This window comes from Novipirellula caenicola (assembly GCF_039545035.1).
GTDB classification, from domain to species: domain Bacteria; phylum Planctomycetota; class Planctomycetia; order Pirellulales; family Pirellulaceae; genus Novipirellula; species Novipirellula caenicola.
Window position 1 is genome coordinate 139,458 of record NZ_BAABRO010000013.1, and the last position, 18,599, is coordinate 158,056.

The 18,599-nt window shown below is 55.6% G+C and carries 18 protein-coding genes; 16 read left to right on the forward strand and 2 right to left on the reverse strand.

Going from position 1 to position 18,599, the window contains the following annotated elements:
* Positions 1-278 precede the first annotated feature (278 nt).
* Positions 279-1,304 (reverse strand): DUF4261 domain-containing protein, encoded by a 1,026-nt coding sequence (locus tag ABEA92_RS22305; RefSeq protein ID WP_425572480.1) that lies wholly within the window; start codon positions 1,302-1,304, stop codon positions 279-281.
* Positions 1,305-1,600: 296 nt separating this feature from the next.
* Here ABEA92_RS22305 and uvrA point away from each other — a divergent pair, with 296 nt between their 5' ends.
* The 13 genes from uvrA (at position 1,601) to ABEA92_RS22370 (ending at position 15,758) form a co-directional block, all read left to right on the forward strand.
* Positions 1,601-8,080 (forward strand): excinuclease ABC subunit UvrA, encoded by a 6,480-nt coding sequence (gene uvrA / locus ABEA92_RS22310; protein WP_345686342.1) that lies wholly within the window; start codon positions 1,601-1,603, stop codon positions 8,078-8,080.
* A gap of 1,022 nt (positions 8,081-9,102) precedes the next feature.
* Positions 9,103-9,327 (forward strand): hypothetical protein, encoded by a 225-nt coding sequence (locus ABEA92_RS22315; protein WP_345686344.1) that lies wholly within the window; start codon positions 9,103-9,105, stop codon positions 9,325-9,327.
* A gap of 288 nt (positions 9,328-9,615) precedes the next feature.
* Positions 9,616-10,017, forward strand: coding sequence for a hypothetical protein (locus ABEA92_RS22320; RefSeq protein WP_345686346.1), 402 nt, complete (start codon positions 9,616-9,618; stop codon positions 10,015-10,017).
* Between the two features lie 212 nt (positions 10,018-10,229).
* The gene (locus tag ABEA92_RS22325; RefSeq protein WP_345686348.1) at positions 10,230-10,604 is read left to right on the forward strand and encodes a hypothetical protein; all 375 of its coding nucleotides are present in this window, start codon (positions 10,230-10,232) and stop codon (positions 10,602-10,604) included.
* Positions 10,604-10,786, forward strand: a complete 183-nt coding sequence (locus ABEA92_RS22330) for an NADAR domain-containing protein (RefSeq protein WP_345686350.1) — start codon at positions 10,604-10,606, stop codon at positions 10,784-10,786. Before ABEA92_RS22325 ends, ABEA92_RS22330 begins: the two co-directional genes overlap by 1 nt.
* Before the next feature lie 484 nt (positions 10,787-11,270).
* Complete coding sequence (locus tag ABEA92_RS22335; protein ID WP_345686352.1) at positions 11,271-11,783, forward strand: 2OG-Fe(II) oxygenase; 513 nt, start codon at positions 11,271-11,273, stop codon at positions 11,781-11,783.
* 224 nt (positions 11,784-12,007) lie between these two features.
* Positions 12,008-12,370 (forward strand): hypothetical protein, encoded by a 363-nt coding sequence (locus ABEA92_RS22340; RefSeq protein ID WP_345686354.1) that lies wholly within the window; start codon positions 12,008-12,010, stop codon positions 12,368-12,370.
* Positions 12,371-12,528: 158 nt separating this feature from the next.
* A complete protein-coding gene (locus ABEA92_RS22345) occupies positions 12,529-12,930 on the forward strand; it encodes a hypothetical protein (RefSeq protein ID WP_345686356.1) in 402 nt (133 codons plus the stop codon).
* Between the two features lie 167 nt (positions 12,931-13,097).
* Positions 13,098-13,562, forward strand: a complete 465-nt coding sequence (locus ABEA92_RS22350; protein WP_345686358.1) for a hypothetical protein — start codon at positions 13,098-13,100, stop codon at positions 13,560-13,562.
* Between the two features lie 238 nt (positions 13,563-13,800).
* Positions 13,801-14,208: a hypothetical protein gene (locus tag ABEA92_RS22355; protein WP_345686360.1), complete on the forward strand. Its 408-nt coding sequence runs from the start codon at positions 13,801-13,803 to the stop codon at positions 14,206-14,208.
* Between the two features lie 154 nt (positions 14,209-14,362).
* Entirely contained in the window at positions 14,363-14,689 is a 327-nt protein-coding gene (locus tag ABEA92_RS22360; protein WP_345686362.1) for a hypothetical protein, read from the forward strand.
* A gap of 27 nt (positions 14,690-14,716) precedes the next feature.
* The gene (locus ABEA92_RS22365) at positions 14,717-15,223 is read left to right on the forward strand and encodes an SUKH-4 family immunity protein (RefSeq protein WP_345686364.1); all 507 of its coding nucleotides are present in this window, start codon (positions 14,717-14,719) and stop codon (positions 15,221-15,223) included.
* 178 nt (positions 15,224-15,401) lie between these two features.
* Positions 15,402-15,758, forward strand: a complete 357-nt coding sequence (locus ABEA92_RS22370; protein ID WP_345686366.1) for an immunity 53 family protein — start codon at positions 15,402-15,404, stop codon at positions 15,756-15,758.
* 144 nt (positions 15,759-15,902) lie between these two features.
* Here the strand turns inward: ABEA92_RS22370 and ABEA92_RS22375 are convergent, their stop codons facing one another.
* Entirely contained in the window at positions 15,903-16,346 is a 444-nt protein-coding gene (locus tag ABEA92_RS22375) for a hypothetical protein (RefSeq protein WP_345686368.1), read from the reverse strand.
* A gap of 224 nt (positions 16,347-16,570) precedes the next feature.
* Here ABEA92_RS22375 and ABEA92_RS22380 point away from each other — a divergent pair, with 224 nt between their 5' ends.
* From ABEA92_RS22380 to ABEA92_RS22390, 3 genes are all read left to right on the forward strand, one after another.
* Positions 16,571-17,020: a DUF5958 family protein gene (locus tag ABEA92_RS22380; RefSeq protein ID WP_345686370.1), complete on the forward strand. Its 450-nt coding sequence runs from the start codon at positions 16,571-16,573 to the stop codon at positions 17,018-17,020.
* A gap of 210 nt (positions 17,021-17,230) precedes the next feature.
* Entirely contained in the window at positions 17,231-17,512 is a 282-nt protein-coding gene (locus ABEA92_RS22385; protein WP_345686372.1) for a hypothetical protein, read from the forward strand.
* A gap of 696 nt (positions 17,513-18,208) precedes the next feature.
* Entirely contained in the window at positions 18,209-18,559 is a 351-nt protein-coding gene (locus tag ABEA92_RS22390; protein ID WP_345686374.1) for a hypothetical protein, read from the forward strand.
* Positions 18,560-18,599 lie beyond the last annotated feature (40 nt).

Sequence of the window (18,599 nt, forward strand, 5' to 3'; positions counted from 1 at the left end):
TATAAGAAGAATGATTCCACCGCGCAGGGTTCGCCGCAATTCACGCCCGGTCGAGCCATGTGGAAAACAAAATCATCGCGGCCGGAAACTCTTGGCGGCTTGTTGATTTAGTGAGCCGTGACGCGTCAGCGGCCGGGTCCCACGCGGGTGGATGGAATCTCGCCCATTTTCAGGTCAACGCGAGAGATACCCGGTGCCTTACGGCCCACGGCTCACCATTGCGATTTCCATTTGGATCAAATCAACAAGCCATTGGCGAGTTTCGCTACGGGACGCTGTTAAAGATCGTCTTCGTCTTCATCGAGAAAGTCGTCGTCAAGTTCGTCTTCGTCAAACTCGTCTTCCGCTTCGCCCCGATCCAAAAACTCTTCCGGTGGCTCGCCACCGTCTTGGGGGATCCAGCGAATTGTCGGTCGCGGTGGATCCGACAACGCTTGTTCGCATTCGAGCGCTTGCCAAGTCAAATTGCCAGGTCCGTCGGCGGTATCGCCATCCTCGATCTCTTCGTCGGACGTCAACATGTACAGCGACGCGTTTCGCAAGAATCGCTCAATGTCGGCCGGCTCGAACTTATCGGCTTGATAAACCGCTTCCAAATCCGGCAGATCCAATTGGCCGTTGCCGACGGTGTCCATCAGCGTCCAGGCATCATCGGCTTTGAAAATCCGCACGTTCGTCCACATGTCCAGCGGCGGCAATTCGTGGCTCCACGCATAGTTCAACCCCTGACGCAGCCCGGTCTCGTCCCGCAGCACTTCGCCGCCCGGATTGAAATAACAAATCGCTTGCGGCAATTGCAGCAATTCGGTCACCGCTCGCGTGACGAACTGCATCTCGTGCACCGCGTCGTAGTCCTCAGGCACCAACGGAATGTCTTCGTCTTCTTCGCCCCCCGTTTCTTCGACGCCGAGCACATAGCTGATCAGAATGCGGATATGGGCGGTATGCTCTTTGACCGCGCTGGCGCCATCTTCCCAGCCCCATGTTTGTTCGGCCGCCCGCTGCAAACATCCCGGAAAGGCAAGCGGCCCAAATTGGCCTAGCGACCAAGCGACAAAGCGTTCGGGCGACTCGTCGGGGTCCCCCATATCATCGGGCCAAGTACTCTGCGAAGGGGTGACCAACAAATGACCGCCCACGTCCTCGCGATATTTCATCACCAACGTTTCCGGGGCGTCGTCATCCTCGATCGATTCGTGGCGTCCGACCAGCTCGAAACACTTTAGCCGCTCTTCTAATTCGGCGATCGAAACCGGCTCACGGAGCAGGACGCACATCCCCTGAGTGAACAATCCTTTTGCCATTTCGATCTCAATCCCCGTCTCTAGCTGTAAGTAATCCACTGTTTTAACTCAGCATGGGATCATTCACGAGGGTACACGTGGTTGGCAACACCGGCACCAACCTATCCCAAACCACCTAAAATCATGGGCCGCCGCCCAACCATGCCGCTGGCAAACCGTGTCCCGACCCCAAAACGAGCCGCTCGGGACAATCCCGGTGAAAACCGATACACTACCCCCTTTCCCTTGCGTGAGAATGGTCATAGCGTTGATGATTCACACGGAAATTCCTTGTTCTAAGAGGCACCTGAACGAGCATGACGACGAAGGAAATCACAGTCAAAGGTGCTCGAGAGCATAATCTTCGCGATGTAAATCTGAGCCTGCCGCGAGGCCAATTGATCTGTTTTTCAGGTGTTTCGGGAAGCGGAAAGTCTTCGCTAGCATTTGACACGCTCTACGCCGAGGGTCAACGGCGGTACGTCGAGAGTCTGAGCAATTACGCTCGGCAATTTATGGGCCAAATGCCCAAGCCCGATGTCGATTTTGTCGGCGGGCTAAGTCCATCGATTTCGATCAGCCAAAAATCGACCGGAAATAATCCGCGAAGTACCGTCGGCACGATCACCGAAATCTACGATTTTCTGCGAGTCTTGTTTGCCCGGGTCGGCACCGGACATTGCCCCAAGTGCCAATGCGAAATCACGGCCCAGTCGCGTGACGCGATCGTTTCGCGGATTTTGTCACTGCCTGGCGAAGCAACGTTGTGGGTGATGGCGCCGCTGATCCGCGGGCAAAAAGGGGAGTTCCGCGATCTGTTCGAGGACCTGCGCAAGCATGGGTTCTCGCTCGCCCGCGTCGATGGCGAGACGATCCGGCTGAGCGATCCACCGCATCTCGATCGCCAACACCGCCACGATGTCGAAGTCGTAGTCGACCGCATTGATCCCGATTCACGCGATCGCGGCCGGATCACCGAAGCGATCGAAACCGGATTGAAGCTGGGGGAATCCAGTGTGGTCGTTTCGCTGTCCGAAGCGAATGATCGCGACGCCGGCAAACCGTCCGATGACCTGCTTTACTCGTCGCGTTACTCATGCGGTTCGTGTGGCCAAAGCTTCAAACCGCCCACGCCGCAACTGTTCAGTTTCAACAGCCCTCAAGGCATGTGCGAAGCCTGTGACGGGCTGGGCCGGTTGTACACGTTTGTGCCTGAGTTGTTGGTCCCCGACCCAACCAAATCGGTTCGCAAGGGAGCGATCGAACTGCTCGGATCTTGGAGCGATATGGGGCGATACCGCCGTCACGTCTATCAAGGCGTTGCCAAGGCGATGGACGAGATGCTCGAGCTAAAAGACGGCACGATGCTCGAAGGACCGTGGCAAGATTTGCCGGAACAAGCCAAGCACGTTTGGTTGTGGGGCAGCGACGATTCGCTTGAGTTCACTTGGAAAGGCAATAGCCGCGCCAAGACGTACTCGGATTCATTCGACGGTTTCATCCCCGAACTACTGGCTCGTTACCGTACGAACAAGAACAAGATGCAACAGCGTCAGTTCGAAAAGTACATGAACACGATCGAGTGCGTCGATTGCCATTCACAGCGGCTGAATCCGCAAGCCTGTGCGGTCACGCTGACCACAAAAAGCCAAAAACACATTGCAGCGGCCGGTACGGACAAAGCCTCGCTTCCTACGCTGTGTGAATTACCAATCGATGAATTGATCGAGTTTTTCAGCGACATCCAGCTCAGCGACACTGATGCAACCATTGCATCAGAAGCACTCAAAGAGATCCGTACGCGGCTAGGGTTTCTGTTGGGCGTCGGACTCGACTACCTCACCCTCGGACGCACCGCGCCGACGCTTTCCGGAGGCGAATCGCAGCGAATTCGCTTGGCGGGTCAAATCGGCAGTGGGCTGGTTGGCGTGCTGTATATCTTGGACGAGCCCTCGATCGGATTGCATCCTCGTGATAACGACCGTTTGATCGAAACGCTGGTCCGACTGCGTGATCGCGGCAACACGTTGATCGTGGTCGAGCACGATGAAGACACGATGCGGGCCTCGGACATGGTCGTCGACTTTGGGCCGGGCCCCGGGGTCAAAGGTGGACGCGTTGTCGCGGCCGGCGACGCGGAAACCGTTTCCAACACGGCCAAAAGCGTGACGGGACAATTTTTGTCGGGCAAACGCAGCATCAATCCGCCGCAAACGCTGCGTCCCATCGACCCGAATTTGCAGTTGACCGTCAAAGGAGCTCGCTTTCACAACCTTCGCGACATCGATGTCTCGATCCCGCTGGCGACGGTCACCTGTGTCACCGGGGTCTCCGGCAGTGGCAAGAGTTCGCTGATCGGCGGGATCGTGGAACCGGCATTGCGAGTCGCACTGAACGGGGCGGAATGTGAAAGTGGCGAACATGATACGATCGAAGGACTCGAGCATCTCGACAAAACCATCGCGATCGATCAATCGCCGATCGGACGTACGCCACGTAGCAACCCGGCGACGTACGTCAAAGTCTTTGACGAAATTCGCAATCTGTATGCCAAATTGCCTGAAGCGAAAACTCGCGGTTACACCGCCAGCCGGTTCAGTTTCAATGTCGATGGCGGTCGCTGCGCGGGATGTGATGGCAACGGCGCGAATAAACTGGAAATGGACTTCCTTGCCGACATCTGGGTGACCTGTCCTGTTTGCCAGGGACGCCGTTACAACCGCGAAACGTTGTCGGTGCAATTCAAAGGCAAATCAATTGCCGATGTGTTGGAGATGGACATCTCGCAATCGTTGGCGTTGTTCAAAGACATTCCCAAGATTGCCGAAAAGCTGCAAACGCTGGTCGACGTTGGATTGGAATACCTGAAACTGGGGCAACCCTCGCCAACGCTCTCTGGTGGCGAAGCACAACGAATCAAGCTTTCGCGTGAACTCAGCAAACGGGAAACCGGACGCACGTTGTACGTGTTGGATGAACCGACAACGGGATTGCACTTTGCCGATATTGAACTGCTGTTAAAGGTCATCCACGGACTGGCCGATCGCGGCAACACGATCGTGATCGTCGAGCACAACACCGACGTGATCAAAACCGCCGACTGGGTCATCGACTTGGGTCCCGAAGGGGGCGCCGGTGGCGGAATGGTCGTGGCCGAAGGTCGTCCCGCAGACGTTGCCAAGGTCGCCGGCAGTTACACCGGTGCGGCGATTGCCAAATCGCTCGGCATGAAACCGCGAAAAACGGCAGCCAAACCGAGCGAAAACATCCTATCGAGCATCATCACGACGACGGCCAGTACAAACACGCATGTGTTGGTCGAAGGTGCGACCGAGCACAACTTGAAATCGGTCGACGTCGAGATTCCTCGCGACGCGATGACGGTGTTCTGTGGCCCGAGCGGTAGCGGCAAAAGCTCGTTGGCGATGGACACGATCTACGCCGAAGGACAACGGCGTTACGTCGAGTCGCTGTCCTCGTACGCTCGACAATTCATTGGCCAAGTGCAGAAACCCAAAGTCGAACGGATCGAAGGGCTTTCGCCTGCGGTGGCACTTGAGCAAAAGAATTTGGGTCATTCGCCGCGAAGTACCGTCGGCACGGTGACCGAGATTTACGATTACTTGCGAATCTTGATGGCTCGGCTTGGGACGATGTATTGTCCCGATTGCCAGGTGCCCGTGGGCACTCAGACGCCCGACCAAATCGTCGACAAGATCATGGCACTTCCCGAGGGAACGCGGGCCATGTTGATGGCGCCAATCGAAGTGCAGTCGGGGCCGGCATCCGAAGACACCTGGCAATCCCTTCGCAGCACCGGATACCAACGGGTGCGAATCGATGGGGTGACCACATCGCTGGACACCGCCCCGATGCTCGACGCGAGACAGCGTCATGAAGTCCAAGTGGTGGTCGACCGCATCGTGGTCCAAGAATCGGATCGATCACGAATCAGTGACAGTATCGAACAAGCCTTGTCGCTCGGCATCGGAGTGTTGCAAGTCGGGTTTGCCGAAGCCGACGTCGAAGAAAAGTTGTGGAAAGTGGTCACGCATAGCCAACACTTGGTGTGTGGCGATTGCGGGCGTTCATTCAACAATTTGACGCCGCACCATTTCTCGTTCAACTCAGCGGTCGGCTGGTGTCCTCAGTGCGAAGGACTTGGCACGCAAACGGGAACCAATCCGGCGGCGCTGATCACCTCACCCACGGCAACGCTGCTCGAGGGGGCGTCGCTGCTGTGGCCGTCGGTCGACCAATCGGTGTCCCGGTGGATGATGCGTGCGTTTTCTCGTCAAACGCGAATTCCAATGGACGTGCCGTTTGACAATCTCACCGTCAGCCAACGCCGGATCTTGTTCCATGGGACTGGCGAACGTTGGATCGAAGTGCGTGAAAGCGATCGCGAAGCGGCTGCGAAAACGGCCTCGAAGCAAGACGTCGTGGTGTTCCGATACCAATTCAAAGGCTTTTATCCCGCGCTTGCCGAAGCGGCGCGTTTGACACCAGGACTACGAGGCAAGTTGGAACAATTTGTCGACGAAATCGATTGCAGTGCGTGCGATGGATCTCGGTTGCAAGAAGACGCCGCAGCGGTACGTTGGCGGGGACACACGATTGCCGATATTGTCCACATGCCACTGGTTCGCCTCGCCGAACAAATCGCAACTTGGAAATTGGACAAACGAGAACGCAAAATCGCCGGCGAATTGGTGCGTGAGATCACCTCGCGAATCCATTTCCTGCTGGACGTCGGGCTCGATTACTTGACGCTGCACCGAGGCGCCGCAACGCTCTCGGGCGGCGAAGCGCAGCGGATTCGCTTGGCAGCTCAATTGGGCAGCGGTCTGTGTGGCGTGTTGTATGTGCTGGACGAACCGACGATCGGGCTGCATCCACGCGATAACCAACGACTGATCGGGGCACTGCATCGATTGCGTGATCTTGGCAACACGCTGTTGGTGGTCGAGCATGACCATGACGTGATTGCCAGCAGCGATTACTTGGCGGACTTTGGCCCCCGCGCAGGCCGCTATGGCGGACGCATCGTTGCTCGCGGCGAACCAACCAAGGTGCTGCCGGTCGATCAATCGGTCACCGCCGGTTACATCAACGGCACCAAATCGATCGCGGTCCCAGCGAACCGCCGTCCCACCTTTGGTCCGAATGGCTCGGCGTACGTGCAAGTGTTAAAGATCACCGGAGCCAGAGAGAACAATCTCAGCGGCGTGGATGTGCAGCTTCCGCTAGGCGTGCTCACCGCGATTACCGGTCCGAGCGGCAGCGGCAAAAGTTCGTTGATCGAAGGCGTCCTGTACCCCGCATTGGCTCGACGACTGCATCGCGCTCGCGTTCGTCCCGGTCGCTATGAAAAACTCGAAGGCGTTCGCTTTATCGACAAAGTGATCCAGGTTGACCAGTCGCCGCTGGGCAATAGTCCGACCAGTAACCCGGCAACCTACACTGGCGTGTTTGACTTGATTCGCCAAGTCTTTGCCGAGCTTCCCGAAGCCATCGAGCGACGTTTCACTGCGCGGACATTTAGTTTCAACGTGGCTGGCGGTCGCTGTGACACGTGTGAAGGCAGCGGTCAATTGAAGATCGAAATGCACTTTTTACCCGATGTCTGGGTGCCTTGCGAGGAATGCGATTCACGCCGTTACCATCCGGATGTACTGGAGGTCAAATACCACGGCGCCTCGATCGCCGACGTGCTAGAGATGCAGTGCGGCGAAGCGCTCGAATTGTTCGCCGAACATGACAAGATCTCGCGGATCCTGCAGACCATTTGTGACGTCGGACTCGAATATGTCACACTCGGTCAATCGGCACCGACCCTCTCAGGCGGTGAAGCGCAACGTGTTAAATTGGCGGCAGAACTCGCACGCCCGATGACCGGGCGAACGCTGTATATCCTGGACGAACCGACAACCGGTTTGCACTTTGACGACATTGAAAAGTTGTTGGGGGTACTGCAGCGATTGGTCGAAATGGGTAACACCGTCGTCGTGATCGAGCACAACCTGGATGTAATCAAATGCGCCGACTGGATTATCGACATGGGGCCGGGCGCGGGAGTCGAAGGGGGCCAGATCGTTTTCGAAGGAACGCCCGAAGCGTTAGCGGCTACTTGCACGAACAAAAAACGAGGCGCCGTCGTCTCGTCGACCGCTCCGTTTTTGGCCGAGGTCTTGGGGCACAAAGTGCCCGCCAGTGCGAAACGAAAAGCGTTGCCGAAGGCGACGAAAAAAACAGCCACGAAGAAGAAAGCGACGGCGAAGAAAAAATCCAGCAAACCAGCTGCGGAAAAATCGGCGACCAATGGCGAGGTCGAGCGAGACGAGGTGAGTGCGACGGAGACCAACGACAGTGTTCATCCGTGGAAGGTGCTCGGACGCCGCTGGCACTCGTTGGGCAAAGGATTCCCGGCCGACACCGAACCTGAGTGGCCAATCGAGTTGGCCGACATGATCTTAAAGTTGCTCGAGAATGTCGCCGGTGATAATTCACTGCGATTTGACGCTCCCGATCGAGTCGTCGTGCGTCCGCAGGGCCAGCAAAGAAATTGGGCCGAGGTCGAGACCAAGGCTCCCGAATCACTCAAGGTCACGCTGGCGGGCCCCCACGAAGCGGTCGACATGGATCAGCTCAGCGCACTTGGGTTCAACGGTGCCGTACAGCCGGCGGCAACCGAACAAGCCGAAGTGACGTTGCGGTTGACGGAACTAAAACACGCCAGGAGCCGGAAGCTGAAAACGTTCTTAAAACAGCACCTACAGCGAACCATCAAAACCTAGAGTTGCGTAGTAGGGCCTACCGCAATTCGAGTTGCGGTGGAATACGAGAGCTGCGTCCACTCTTGATCTTTGACCATTAAATCCAAGCACGATCTGGCAGGCGAGTTGTATTGAAGGTCAAGTAACGGCGCGTCTCAGCCTGATTCATTTCAGAACGTCCAGGCTTTGCCTGCTTCTTAATCGTACTCTTAATCCTAATCTTCTCCGACGGTCTTCCAGTCAAAAGGAGCGAGAGCAGGCGGGACTAAGCCTACGAATTACTTGCCCAAGGACCAGAGCACCGGCGTCAGCCATTGTCGCTCGGCTTTCCAAGCCGATAGCGTTCATTGATTCGCAGCAAATAGCTTCATCAATAATCGCTCCATAACCACTTGAGAATTAACAGGTGTGCCCGGCGACCGGTCGTTGACCGTGCAAGAGTGTAGTCAGCGACGAGCAATTTCTGACAGACGAATGTTGGAACAGACGAATGAACTCAGAGGAACAATTCGCCTGCCCTTGTCCTCACCCCGCCATCTCAGTCGCGATCGCGACGAAAGCACCTAGCTGCGGGCGTTAGCCCGCAGTAACGTCCCCCTGCCCTGATCCCAAGTCGCGATAGCGACGGCAGCAGCGAGCATGACTTGCTGGCGTCGCTATCGCAACCAAGAATCAAAACAAGATTTGAACAGCCCATTGTCGCTCGGCTTTCCAAGCCGATTGCGGTCCTTCACTCGCAGCAAATAGCTTCATCAATACTCGCTCCTTAACGTCTTGGAAACCAACAGGTGTGATCGGCGACCGGTCGTTGACCGTGCGCGAGTGCAGGCAGCAACGAGCAATTTTTGCCAGGCGAATATGAACAGACGGATAAATTCAGATTGACGATTCGTCTGTCTTTTATTCGGCTGTGAAATCGCCTTGGATCCGTTCCTTTCAAGAGAAAGTGACCGGCCACCCCGCCAACGTTCTCCGCGACTCAGCATTTCAAACCCGAGTACGATTCGGCAGGCGAATTGTTGTCGAGCCGAGTCACAATCGCCGTGCAGAACGGAGATCGTCCGATCTATTTCACCGGCGTCATCGCAACGATGGAGCGACCAGGATTTGTGACCCTCTCGATTCCGCCTGAGGAGCAGTGGAGCGAATCACTCCGCTGGCTCACACGAGAGCAGCAAGAGCGGTTTGCCACCGCCAGTTTTTTCAAAATGTTGCAAATGCAGATCACCGGCCGCTACCTAAAACTCCCCCGACGCCAGCCGGAGTAACCCGCCGCAACGGGGCGTTACCCAGCAAACGCTTCAGTCAAAAACGTCAATTCCGCCAGGAACGTCGCTGAGCTTTCGCATGTTTGGCGTCCCGGAATGCAAAACGCCCACGACAGACCGAAAACTTTTGCAGCAACGAGCTGTACCCCAAGAGCAAAAAGCGATTAAAATCAGCAATCCCATTAAGTGAGGCTCCACCGTGGCGCCTCCTACCCATAAAGTACGACACGTTGTCGTACATAACCACGTTAGCCGCCGCTAGTCGATATGAGCTGGGACGTCCTCATCATGAAAACCGATGGCAAGACCGCCATCCACGACATGCCGAAGGATTACCAGCCGGAGCCGCTCGGTGACGCCGACGAACTGCGTCCTCAGCTTTCGCAGTTTTTCGCTGACCAAATCGACTGGTCTGACCCTGCTTGGGGCATCTTCGGTTGCGAATATTTCTCATACGAATTCAACTTCTCGGCATCTGGCCCCGTTGAGACTTTCATGCTCCATGTTCGTGGCGGCGGCGATGCGGTCACTCCACTCGTCCAGATGTGCCGACACTTTGGTTGGATGGCGGTCGATTGCTCGTCTGGTGATTTCATCGACCTTGATTCCCCCGACGCGGAGAGTTGGTCACGATTTCAGGCATACCGTGACAAAGTTGTTGACCGCACCGGCGATTCAAGCGGCGGCTAACATGGTTTTTACGCTAGTCGCGGCTTCGTCATTGGAGAATCGTTTGTCGGGCAAAGTCTATCGCTTCGGTGGCGTGTTCACCGCTGCCACCCCGCGATCACCTTCGCCTTTTGGCAACGGGCGATCGCATTGGTACAATCTCTCGTAACTCAGAGTCAACCGCTTCGTTCAGGGCGGTGTCGTAAAAACCTTCCGTTAGCCGCTCCGAGATCATGTCGATTCACGCGTTGTCTCTGCATCCGGCTGCCCCCGACTTCTCTCCGCCACCCGATTTTGCAGACCAACTGCGCATTCTCAACTTTCTCGGTGACGAATTCGACTACTTCGGCGATATCCGTTTTCGTCCCGGCGCTTCGTTCTTTGACCTGATCCGTTTTAACCGCACGCACGACGTCATCGAACTCAAAACGACTGACGACGGTCTTACTGAACTGCCGCCACAAGACAGCAGAAACTTTGTGCAAATCGAGCTTTCTTCGTCACATGAAACGGGCTTGACGTGCGGTTGCAACATCCGCGATCCGCTGTGTCCCGTCTGTGCAATTCCGCTCGGGGATTGGGGCGATCTGATTGGCGTTCGGCACTGATGGCCAAATTCACAACCCATGCTAATTTACGTGACGCCTTGCTCGACACCGGAGACGAAGAGCTCATCGAGAACGCGCCTACCGATTACTTTTGGGGCTGCGGTCAACTCGGTGGTGGGCAAAGCATGCTTGGTAAGCTCCTGATGGAGACCCGGAAAGCGTTGCGTGATGGTGGACAATAATCCGCTGCAATCGGCGTCTAACGACTTAGAGGTTGAGGGCAGCGAGGGACGAGCCTGATCCCCAACCCAGGTTCAACGCGAGCCGGTTCGTGGCGAGAGGCGGCGGGATCGTTAAAGCGACGTCGTTTGTCACTACCGAACGCTAGTGGGGAGTGCAACTCGATGCATCGCAGTGCCCGGGATGAAATGCTGCAACCAGAGGAATACAGGAAAATGGGTGACAGAAAAATGAAGATGCTGCACCGTGGGGCTGACCATTTTCCTGTCCTTCATCTTCCTGTAAATCCACCTTTGCTTGATTGATCGATGAAGCGATGCATCCCTAAGCCAATTCCGACATACTGAACTGTTTAGCCCCCCACAGTACATTGCCAGCAACATTGGAATAGAATCGGGGCAATTAGAAGCGAGACTCCAGCGTGGAGTCACCTCTCCAAAAAGTACGACATCGAGTCGTACATAACTCCGTTAGACGACCTAGACCATGCCATTGGTTGCCGAATTCGTTGATCCGGACATTTTCACCGTAGCGGGCGTTTTCTCCGTCGCCGAGTGTTCCGCGTTGATCGATCGCGCAGAGTCCATCGGTTTTGATGCCGCATCTGTGCGCACACACTCCGGCCCGAAAATGATGACCAACATTCGCAACAACGATCGTGTCAACCTCGATGATCCCGAACTCGCCGCTATGATGTGGGCTCGTATTTCGCACGTCTTACCGTCGCTCCACGATCAGCACGCGGTCGGCGTTGACTCCCACCTACGTTTCTACCGATACGAACCCGGCCAGGAATTCAAACGCCACAAAGATGGTTCCGTGACCAACGACGATGGCCACGTCAGCAAACTATCCTACCTGATCTACCTCAATGGTGACTTTGACGGCGGCTCAACCACGTTTCGCGACTATGACGGCAGGGGGGACTCACGGCGTAAAATCGAACATGTCATCACGCTTGTCACTGGTTCCGCATTGCTCTTCCGTCACGAACGCTGACACGAAGGTTCTGCACTAATCTCAGGCCGCAAATATGTCCTTCGATCTGACATTTTCTACCGGGCGTAGGTCGGCCAACATGGTTTTTACGCTGACGCCCTTCGGAAACACCCTGGCTCTTTGGCAACGGACCATGCCCTTGGTATAATTTCTTACAGTTCAGCCATCGTCTGCTTCGTTCAGGGCGGTGTCGTAAAAACCTTCCGTTAGCGGACACTAGCATATTGGAATTCAAGCTCTCAACTGGCCGTGAAGTCGTTCTCACTGGCTTCTTCACCGGTGAAACCAACTCATGGGTCGACCATTCCCACAAATCGCTTGCCGACAAAGTGCTGCCGGCTGTTCGCCGTGTCTTTCCGGTTGGTGACTTTCACGTCATTGGCGACACGTGGCTCCAATACATCTGTGTTGCTGGCTTCAACTCGACGCCACTCCATGATCCGGACAGCTTTGGTTCTTGGCTCCATCTAGTGTGGTTTGTGGATGACTACGATGCCAGCATCCGTGACCTTGTAGACGTTGGCTTGGCATCTTCCGATTGGGACGCCAATGCACATGACATCTATCGTGGACCAAACGATGATTGATGATGGGCCGTGTCCGCTAACATGGTTTTTACGCTAGGCTTTCGGCTCACCTTTTTTGGTTGGTCACGCAGGCTGGCATTGGTACAATTTCTCGTAGATCAGACGTCGCTCGCTTCGTTCGGTGCGGTGCCGTAAAAACCTTCCGTTATATGACCTCCATGAATCGAATCGCAACGCCAGTTTGCTTGATCGTTGGCGTCTTCGCGGGTGTCATCGCTTATACGTTGTTAACGTCGATCATCCTGTCCGTAACCGCATGGATCGTCGGCACTGGACTGTGTGTTCTCGCATTCACCTCGCTCGCTTCGCGTCACCCCGCCTGCCAATCCGCCGTTGCTGCGGTGTGTTCGCTTCATCCTGACTGGGATGTCTTCACTGGCTTGGCGTCACTCCGCGCCGACGAGGCTCAACGGTACGTTGTAGCTGTCTTCTATTCCGCACCAAATGTTCGCGTCAAACCTCCACGATACGTTTTGGTCGCGATGGATCGTGCGCACAACTTCATCGAATTGCTACCGGTTGCCCCTGATTCGCCGTACTTCATTCGGGGCCGCAAGTAGCCACAACGGTCACATAACATGGTTTTTACGCAAGGGCCTTCGGCACACCTCGGCTGTATGGCAATTGGCCATGGCCTTGGTACAATTTCTCGTAGTTCAAACATCGCTCGCTTCGTTTAGGACGGGTGTCGTAAAAACTTTCCGTTGGGCGACCTAAGTTTTCGCTGATGTACACCGTTGGCCCACGTGATCGCGTTACGAAACTGACCACTGCACCGCTTTGCGATGCTGGCGCGCCGATGCCTACCGTCGTTGCTGACGAACACACCGTTCTATTGGCGTTTCTCTGCTCTGATGAAACCGTCACCATCATCACCTTCGCTCGGTGTTCGACTCATATGTTCGGCCCGCCAAACGACGAATCCTTCGGCGCGCATCCTTTGGCGAAACGCGGCCTTCGACATTACACCGCGGCCGAGGTTCACAATTCGTCTTGGCTCGACGCTCGCATTGCAATGAATCGCGTTCATCGTCAACACTCGGATGCATTGTTCGCTCACCTTCGCCACTTCATCTTTCCGTTTCACGATTCAACGTTTGAATGTCTCGCTGCGGATTTTTCCGTGACGCCTTTCGCCGGTTCAATGGCGGACGCAGTGTCACACATGGCCTCACTGCTCACGGGCTCGTAGCGTGGTCGGTCGCCCAACATGTTTTTTAAGCAATGCCGCGGCTGTCGTCGTTGGAAAGTCTTTTGGAGGTGAACGTCGATCGCTTCGTTGACGAGCCTTCTGATGCCAGCCCGCGGACACCCTCGCTCTTTGTTCAAGCGGCGAACTGTTGGTAAGATGTTCGGCGGCACTTGAATCGTCCGCTTCGTTGTGGACGGGCGACGTAAAAACCTTCCGTTGGCCGACCTAGCGTTTACAAATGGAACACTACAAGGTCATGCTCGTTTCGGACACTCGCTCGCCGCAGATCGGCGCTGTCCGCCTTCATGACGATTCTGACGACTCACTCATCGAGCTGTCTTTTGATGGCAATGCCTTCACTGGCATTGGTGATGACTTGTTTGACGCGTTCTGCCAAATCCGCGAACAACTCGAACCGCTTGGCTTGCTACCGCAATGCTACGCCGCTCATCGTCGCGCATTTCCGTCCGGCATGTCTCGCAGCATGGGCGGTGGCGTCAAACTTTACCGTCTAACGCTCGGCAAACAGGCTCTGATGGACGACCTGATTCACATGTTCGACACTGGTGATGATATTGAACCTGTTTCGGTGGCTGACCAGCGTGCATTCTTTGACAAATGGATCGGTTCACTCGGCGAATCATAGGTCGGCCAACATGGTTTTTACGCTAGGCCTCCGGCACACCTTCCAACTTTGTCAACGCGGGCCGGCCTTGGTACAATTACCAGTAGTTCAGGCATCGTTCGCTTCGTTCATGGCGGTGTCGTAAAAACCTTCCGTTGGCAGACACAGATCGAACATGAACGCAGACGAATTCGCTCGGCTGTGCCGTGCTGAGAAAGACTCGCTCGTCCGGACGTACTTCGATGCCACTGAGGAGACGGCCGTCGGTTCGCGTATCCGGTCACTTTCCCTTTCCGACGAAGAATGCGGTGTGCTCCGCGAGATCGTCAATGGCGTTTTAACCGACGCGTGGTACACGCTACTCCTTGCCATCGATGGCGCGGCGTCCCTGGACGGCGTCCAGCAAGATTACGACCTGCGCGACGAAACCGGTGACAGAATCTCGGGCGATGGTGAACTCGAAGCCGCGGCTTACGTCCACTTTCAAGATTCTGACGCGTAAGGACGAGTCAGTATCTGCCAACAATGTGTGGCCGCAGAGTTGCGGCATCCATGCCGCAAACGCCTTCCTTCTTCTTTCAGAGCAGGCTTTCGTTGTATAATCGTCTCGTTGGTCAGCGCCTTTCGCTTCGATCAGGGGCGGCGTCGGCCACACAACCCGTTGTGTGACCCTGCCGAATTGATCCCTGACGATTACGAACCGCTGCTGCTCACTTTTCACGAACCTCGCGTCGTTGACGGCGCAACCCTGATCGGCAGCGATGCCGGTGGTCGACTCGAAATGGCTGGCGAGCGCATTGTGTCGCATGACCACGATGGTGAATTCCCTCTGCGTTTCGTGAACTCATCCATTGCTCAATTGCAATCGTGCATACACGCCCATCGGGCCTATGCTGAATCCGTGGCTGTCGATGATGGTGGCGTGGCGGCTGCAACCTTCGCTGACGCAATTCTCAAAATTGATCCCGAGTGCTTGGTTGCCCCAGAGAACTGGTGGGCGGTTGTGCTCGAACAGATTCGAGATGGTCAACTTTGACCCTGCTTCATCGGGTCACACAACATGGTTTTTACGCAAAGTCGCGGTTGTCGTAGCTGGGGAATCTTTTGGTGCGCAACGGTCCGTCACTTCGGTCGCGTTCCGTCTAACGCCAGCCCGCGATCGCCTTCGCTGTTTGGCGACGGGCGTTGGTGTTGTTAGAATCATTCTTACTTCAATGTCGTTCTCTTCGGTTGAGAACGGCGACGTAAAATCTTCCCGTTGGGCGTCACAGGTGACCGATTCTCTCACACAACTACAGCAATGGTATCTGGCCAATTGCAATGGTGACTGGGAACACAGATACGGTGTGTCTATTGCCACGCTCGACAATCCGGGCTGGTCGCTGAAAATCGAGCTTACCGGCACGCCCTGTGAAGGGCGGGCGCTTGAACGTACTTCAGTCGGTGACCATGACACTGACGACGGGTGGCACGTGCGATGGGTTGCCGACAACGAATATCATGCTGCTGGCGGCGCGTTGATGCTCACAACGATGATCGACGATTTCCTCCGCTGGGCCAACTCAAAGTGACGCCCAACATGGTTGTTACGCTGAGGCCCTTCGGGCACACCTTCCATTTTTGTCAACGCGGGCTGGCCTTGGTACAATTTCTGGCAGTTCGGGCATCGCTCGCTTCGTTTAGGGCGGTGTCGTAAAAACCTTCCGTTGGGCGACTCAAGTTTGCACGTAGAACAACGCAATTGCTATTGCCGCCCCGATCGGAAACCGACTCGCCGCGTTCCAGCTGGTTTCTGTAGCACTTGCCTGATCTGCGGTTCTCCCGGTCATTCGTGCCATCACCCCGGCCACCTCCCTTACACTGGTGGATGGTGTGACGAACACTACGAATGCCTTTGCAATTCGTTTGACGCTGCATTTGATCGTGACGCCGAATACGGCCTTCGCGCTGACCGCATCGCCTGCTTTCGCATTCCTCCGAGGCGTGCAAAACGGTTTTTTATTCTGCCCTATCAAACTGACGCTTACCTGCTTGAATTCCGCTTTGATTGGCTTGCCCGGTACGTGACCATTGGTAAATCGCACCCCAACGGCCGTGCAACTCCACGTTGGGATCATCCGATCTCCATGTGGCTGCACCCGCTCGAATTCATGCGTCAAGATACGTGGGAATCCCTTTCGCAGGCAGATTTTGACTTAGCGTGGGGCAACGCGACTTCGTAGCGCAGACTCACCCAACATGGTTTTTACGCTAGGCCTGCGGCACACCTTGGCTCTTTGGCAACGGGCCTTGGCCTTGGTACAATTCTCGTAATTCGGGCATCGTCCGCTTCGTTCAGGGCGGTGTCGTAAAAACCTTCCGTTGTGTGACGCGGGCTAATTGAATGGAATGGTCTCACGAAGAGCCTTATCCTTGCTTTCGCCTCGATCGAGATGAGACGATCCGCGCCAATCTACTCGCGCGCCTTGCTCCGTCTGTCGACGGTTTCCTCGAATGGCATGCCGAACTCAACACTCGCGATCGACATGCATTGACCGACTGGCTCTTTCGCTTCGGCACAGAATACAACGACGGTTCACGATGGGGCGACGTTCTGGATGCTGTCGGTCTTGCGCCCGACTCGGAGGTCGCCACTTACATCTGGTCACTACGCAGCGACAAATGGGACGGCCTTTTCACTAAACTGTTCCCGTGGTTGCCCTCACTGAATGCGGCCCATCAATTAGATGCGTTTCAGCTGGCGGCGGCCTTTTTCGCTATCAACGAGTCCGAACGATACGAACTGTGCCAGGTGAACGGAGGGTGCTCACACTGGTGGCACGCGATCTCGTAGTTCAGCGTCACACAACAATGTGTGGCCGCGGAGTTGCGGCATCCATGCCGCAAACGCCTTCCTCTTCATTCCACGCGTGCTCGCGTTGTATAATCATTTGGCTGGCCAACGTCTTTCGCTTCGATCAGGGGCGGCGTCGGCCACACAACCCGTTGTGTGTCTCCGAGTTATCCCATGGCCATCCGCATTGAATGCCCCTGTGGACATGTCATGAGCGACTTCCTAGACAACCGGCCATTCAAAGCTGAAATCTTGCCTGACCAATCCACTGATGATTTCTGTGGCGCGATTGAAAACGCTGTCGCTGCTCACGACAACACGGGCACCGCTCAACAGTACGCGATCTACGACACTGTTCCATTTTTCCGCGACATCTGGCATTGCCCCGAATGCGGGCGACTGACGGTAGAGGCCGCAGACGGGAACTACTACCACTTCTCTCCTGACAATCCTGACACCCCACCGGTGTTGTCGAAATCAAACCCAGCGTAGAGACACACAACAATGTGTGGCCGCAGAGTTGCGGCATCCATGCCGCAAACGCCTTCCTTCTTCATTCCACGCGGGCTCTCGTTGTATAATCTTCTCGTAGGCTAACGTCTTTCGCTTCGATCAGGGGCGGCGTCGGCCACACAACCCGTTGGCCGTCACCGCGTATGGGTAGCTCAACCATTGATTCCATTCGGTGGCCGTCGCCTTGGCGCCCAATTGAAGACGAATACGAAGCGCTGGCCTTTGGCCGTCGATGGGGCAAACAACCAATTGCCGACACCGTTCTCGGTGAATTGCACCGCGAAATATGCGACGAACACCCGCTTTACGGACGCGAATGCACTCCGATTGCATACGATGCTAACTGCCCCAAGGAATTCTTGTTTTTGACCGATATCCCCGATGCGCCCGTGGTTCTTGTGCACTTCACTTGGCACACGGAATCGAAACCACAATTTCCATTTATCAAACGATATTCGAGCGTTCAAAACTTCATCCGGCTAGAACGGCGTTATCGTAGAAAATGGTGGCAATTCTGGGTCTGGTGACGGCCAACATGGTTTTTACGCTAGGCCTTCGGCACACCTTGCCTGTTTGGCGACGTTGCCTCGCCTTGGTACAATTTCTGTAGTTCAGGCATCGCTCGCTTCGTTCAGGGCGGTGTCGTAAAAACCTTACGTTAGGCGACCTACCGTTTTGGCAATTCGACTGCAAACGATTGCTGGATTCCACGACGTTGAATCGGTTGATCACCTGCGCGACGCGGTCGAATCTATAGCCGAGGCAACCAACTGGCTTTTCATCGACGACGAAATGATTGGTGCCTTCTTCCACAACGGCGAGCACGCCTGTGTTTACCGCGACTCAGATGGTGCATGGTCGCACAACCCCGAAAACTCCGAGGACGAATTCGCGCCATTCGTTCTCGAAAATGGCCAGCTTGACGATTTTCCGCTCTCGCACTGTATCGAGTACGACGCTGCTATGGATGCGTTTATCGAATTGGCGCGGACGGGGGAACTCTCAGGCAAAATCAAATGGTATTGACCGGTCGCCTAACAATGTGTGGCCGCTGAGTTGCGGCATC

Bases quoted from the DNA above. Each gene is read 5' to 3' on its own strand.
- ABEA92_RS22385 (WP_345686372.1), top strand. From the start codon at position 17,231: ATGAGCGACTTCCTAGACAACCGGCCATTCAAAGCTGAAATCTTGCCT.
- ABEA92_RS22380 (WP_345686370.1), top strand. From the start codon at position 16,571: ATGGAATGGTCTCACGAAGAGCCTTATCCTTGCTTTCGCCTCGATCGA.
- ABEA92_RS22360 (WP_345686362.1), top strand. From the start codon at position 14,363: ATGAACGCAGACGAATTCGCTCGGCTGTGCCGTGCTGAGAAAGACTCG.
- ABEA92_RS22350 (WP_345686358.1), top strand. From the start codon at position 13,098: ATGTACACCGTTGGCCCACGTGATCGCGTTACGAAACTGACCACTGCA.
- ABEA92_RS22305 (WP_425572480.1), bottom strand. From the start codon at position 1,304: ATGGCAAAAGGATTGTTCACTCAGGGGATGTGCGTCCTGCTCCGTGAG.
- ABEA92_RS22345 (WP_345686356.1), top strand. From the start codon at position 12,529: ATGAATCGAATCGCAACGCCAGTTTGCTTGATCGTTGGCGTCTTCGCG.
- ABEA92_RS22320 (WP_345686346.1), top strand. From the start codon at position 9,616: ATGAAAACCGATGGCAAGACCGCCATCCACGACATGCCGAAGGATTAC.
- uvrA (WP_345686342.1), top strand. From the start codon at position 1,601: ATGACGACGAAGGAAATCACAGTCAAAGGTGCTCGAGAGCATAATCTT.
- ABEA92_RS22355 (WP_345686360.1), top strand. From the start codon at position 13,801: ATGGAACACTACAAGGTCATGCTCGTTTCGGACACTCGCTCGCCGCAG.
- ABEA92_RS22370 (WP_345686366.1), top strand. From the start codon at position 15,402: ATGTCGTTCTCTTCGGTTGAGAACGGCGACGTAAAATCTTCCCGTTGG.
- ABEA92_RS22325 (WP_345686348.1), top strand. From the start codon at position 10,230: ATGTCGATTCACGCGTTGTCTCTGCATCCGGCTGCCCCCGACTTCTCT.
- ABEA92_RS22335 (WP_345686352.1), top strand. From the start codon at position 11,271: ATGCCATTGGTTGCCGAATTCGTTGATCCGGACATTTTCACCGTAGCG.
- ABEA92_RS22330 (WP_345686350.1), top strand. From the start codon at position 10,604: ATGGCCAAATTCACAACCCATGCTAATTTACGTGACGCCTTGCTCGAC.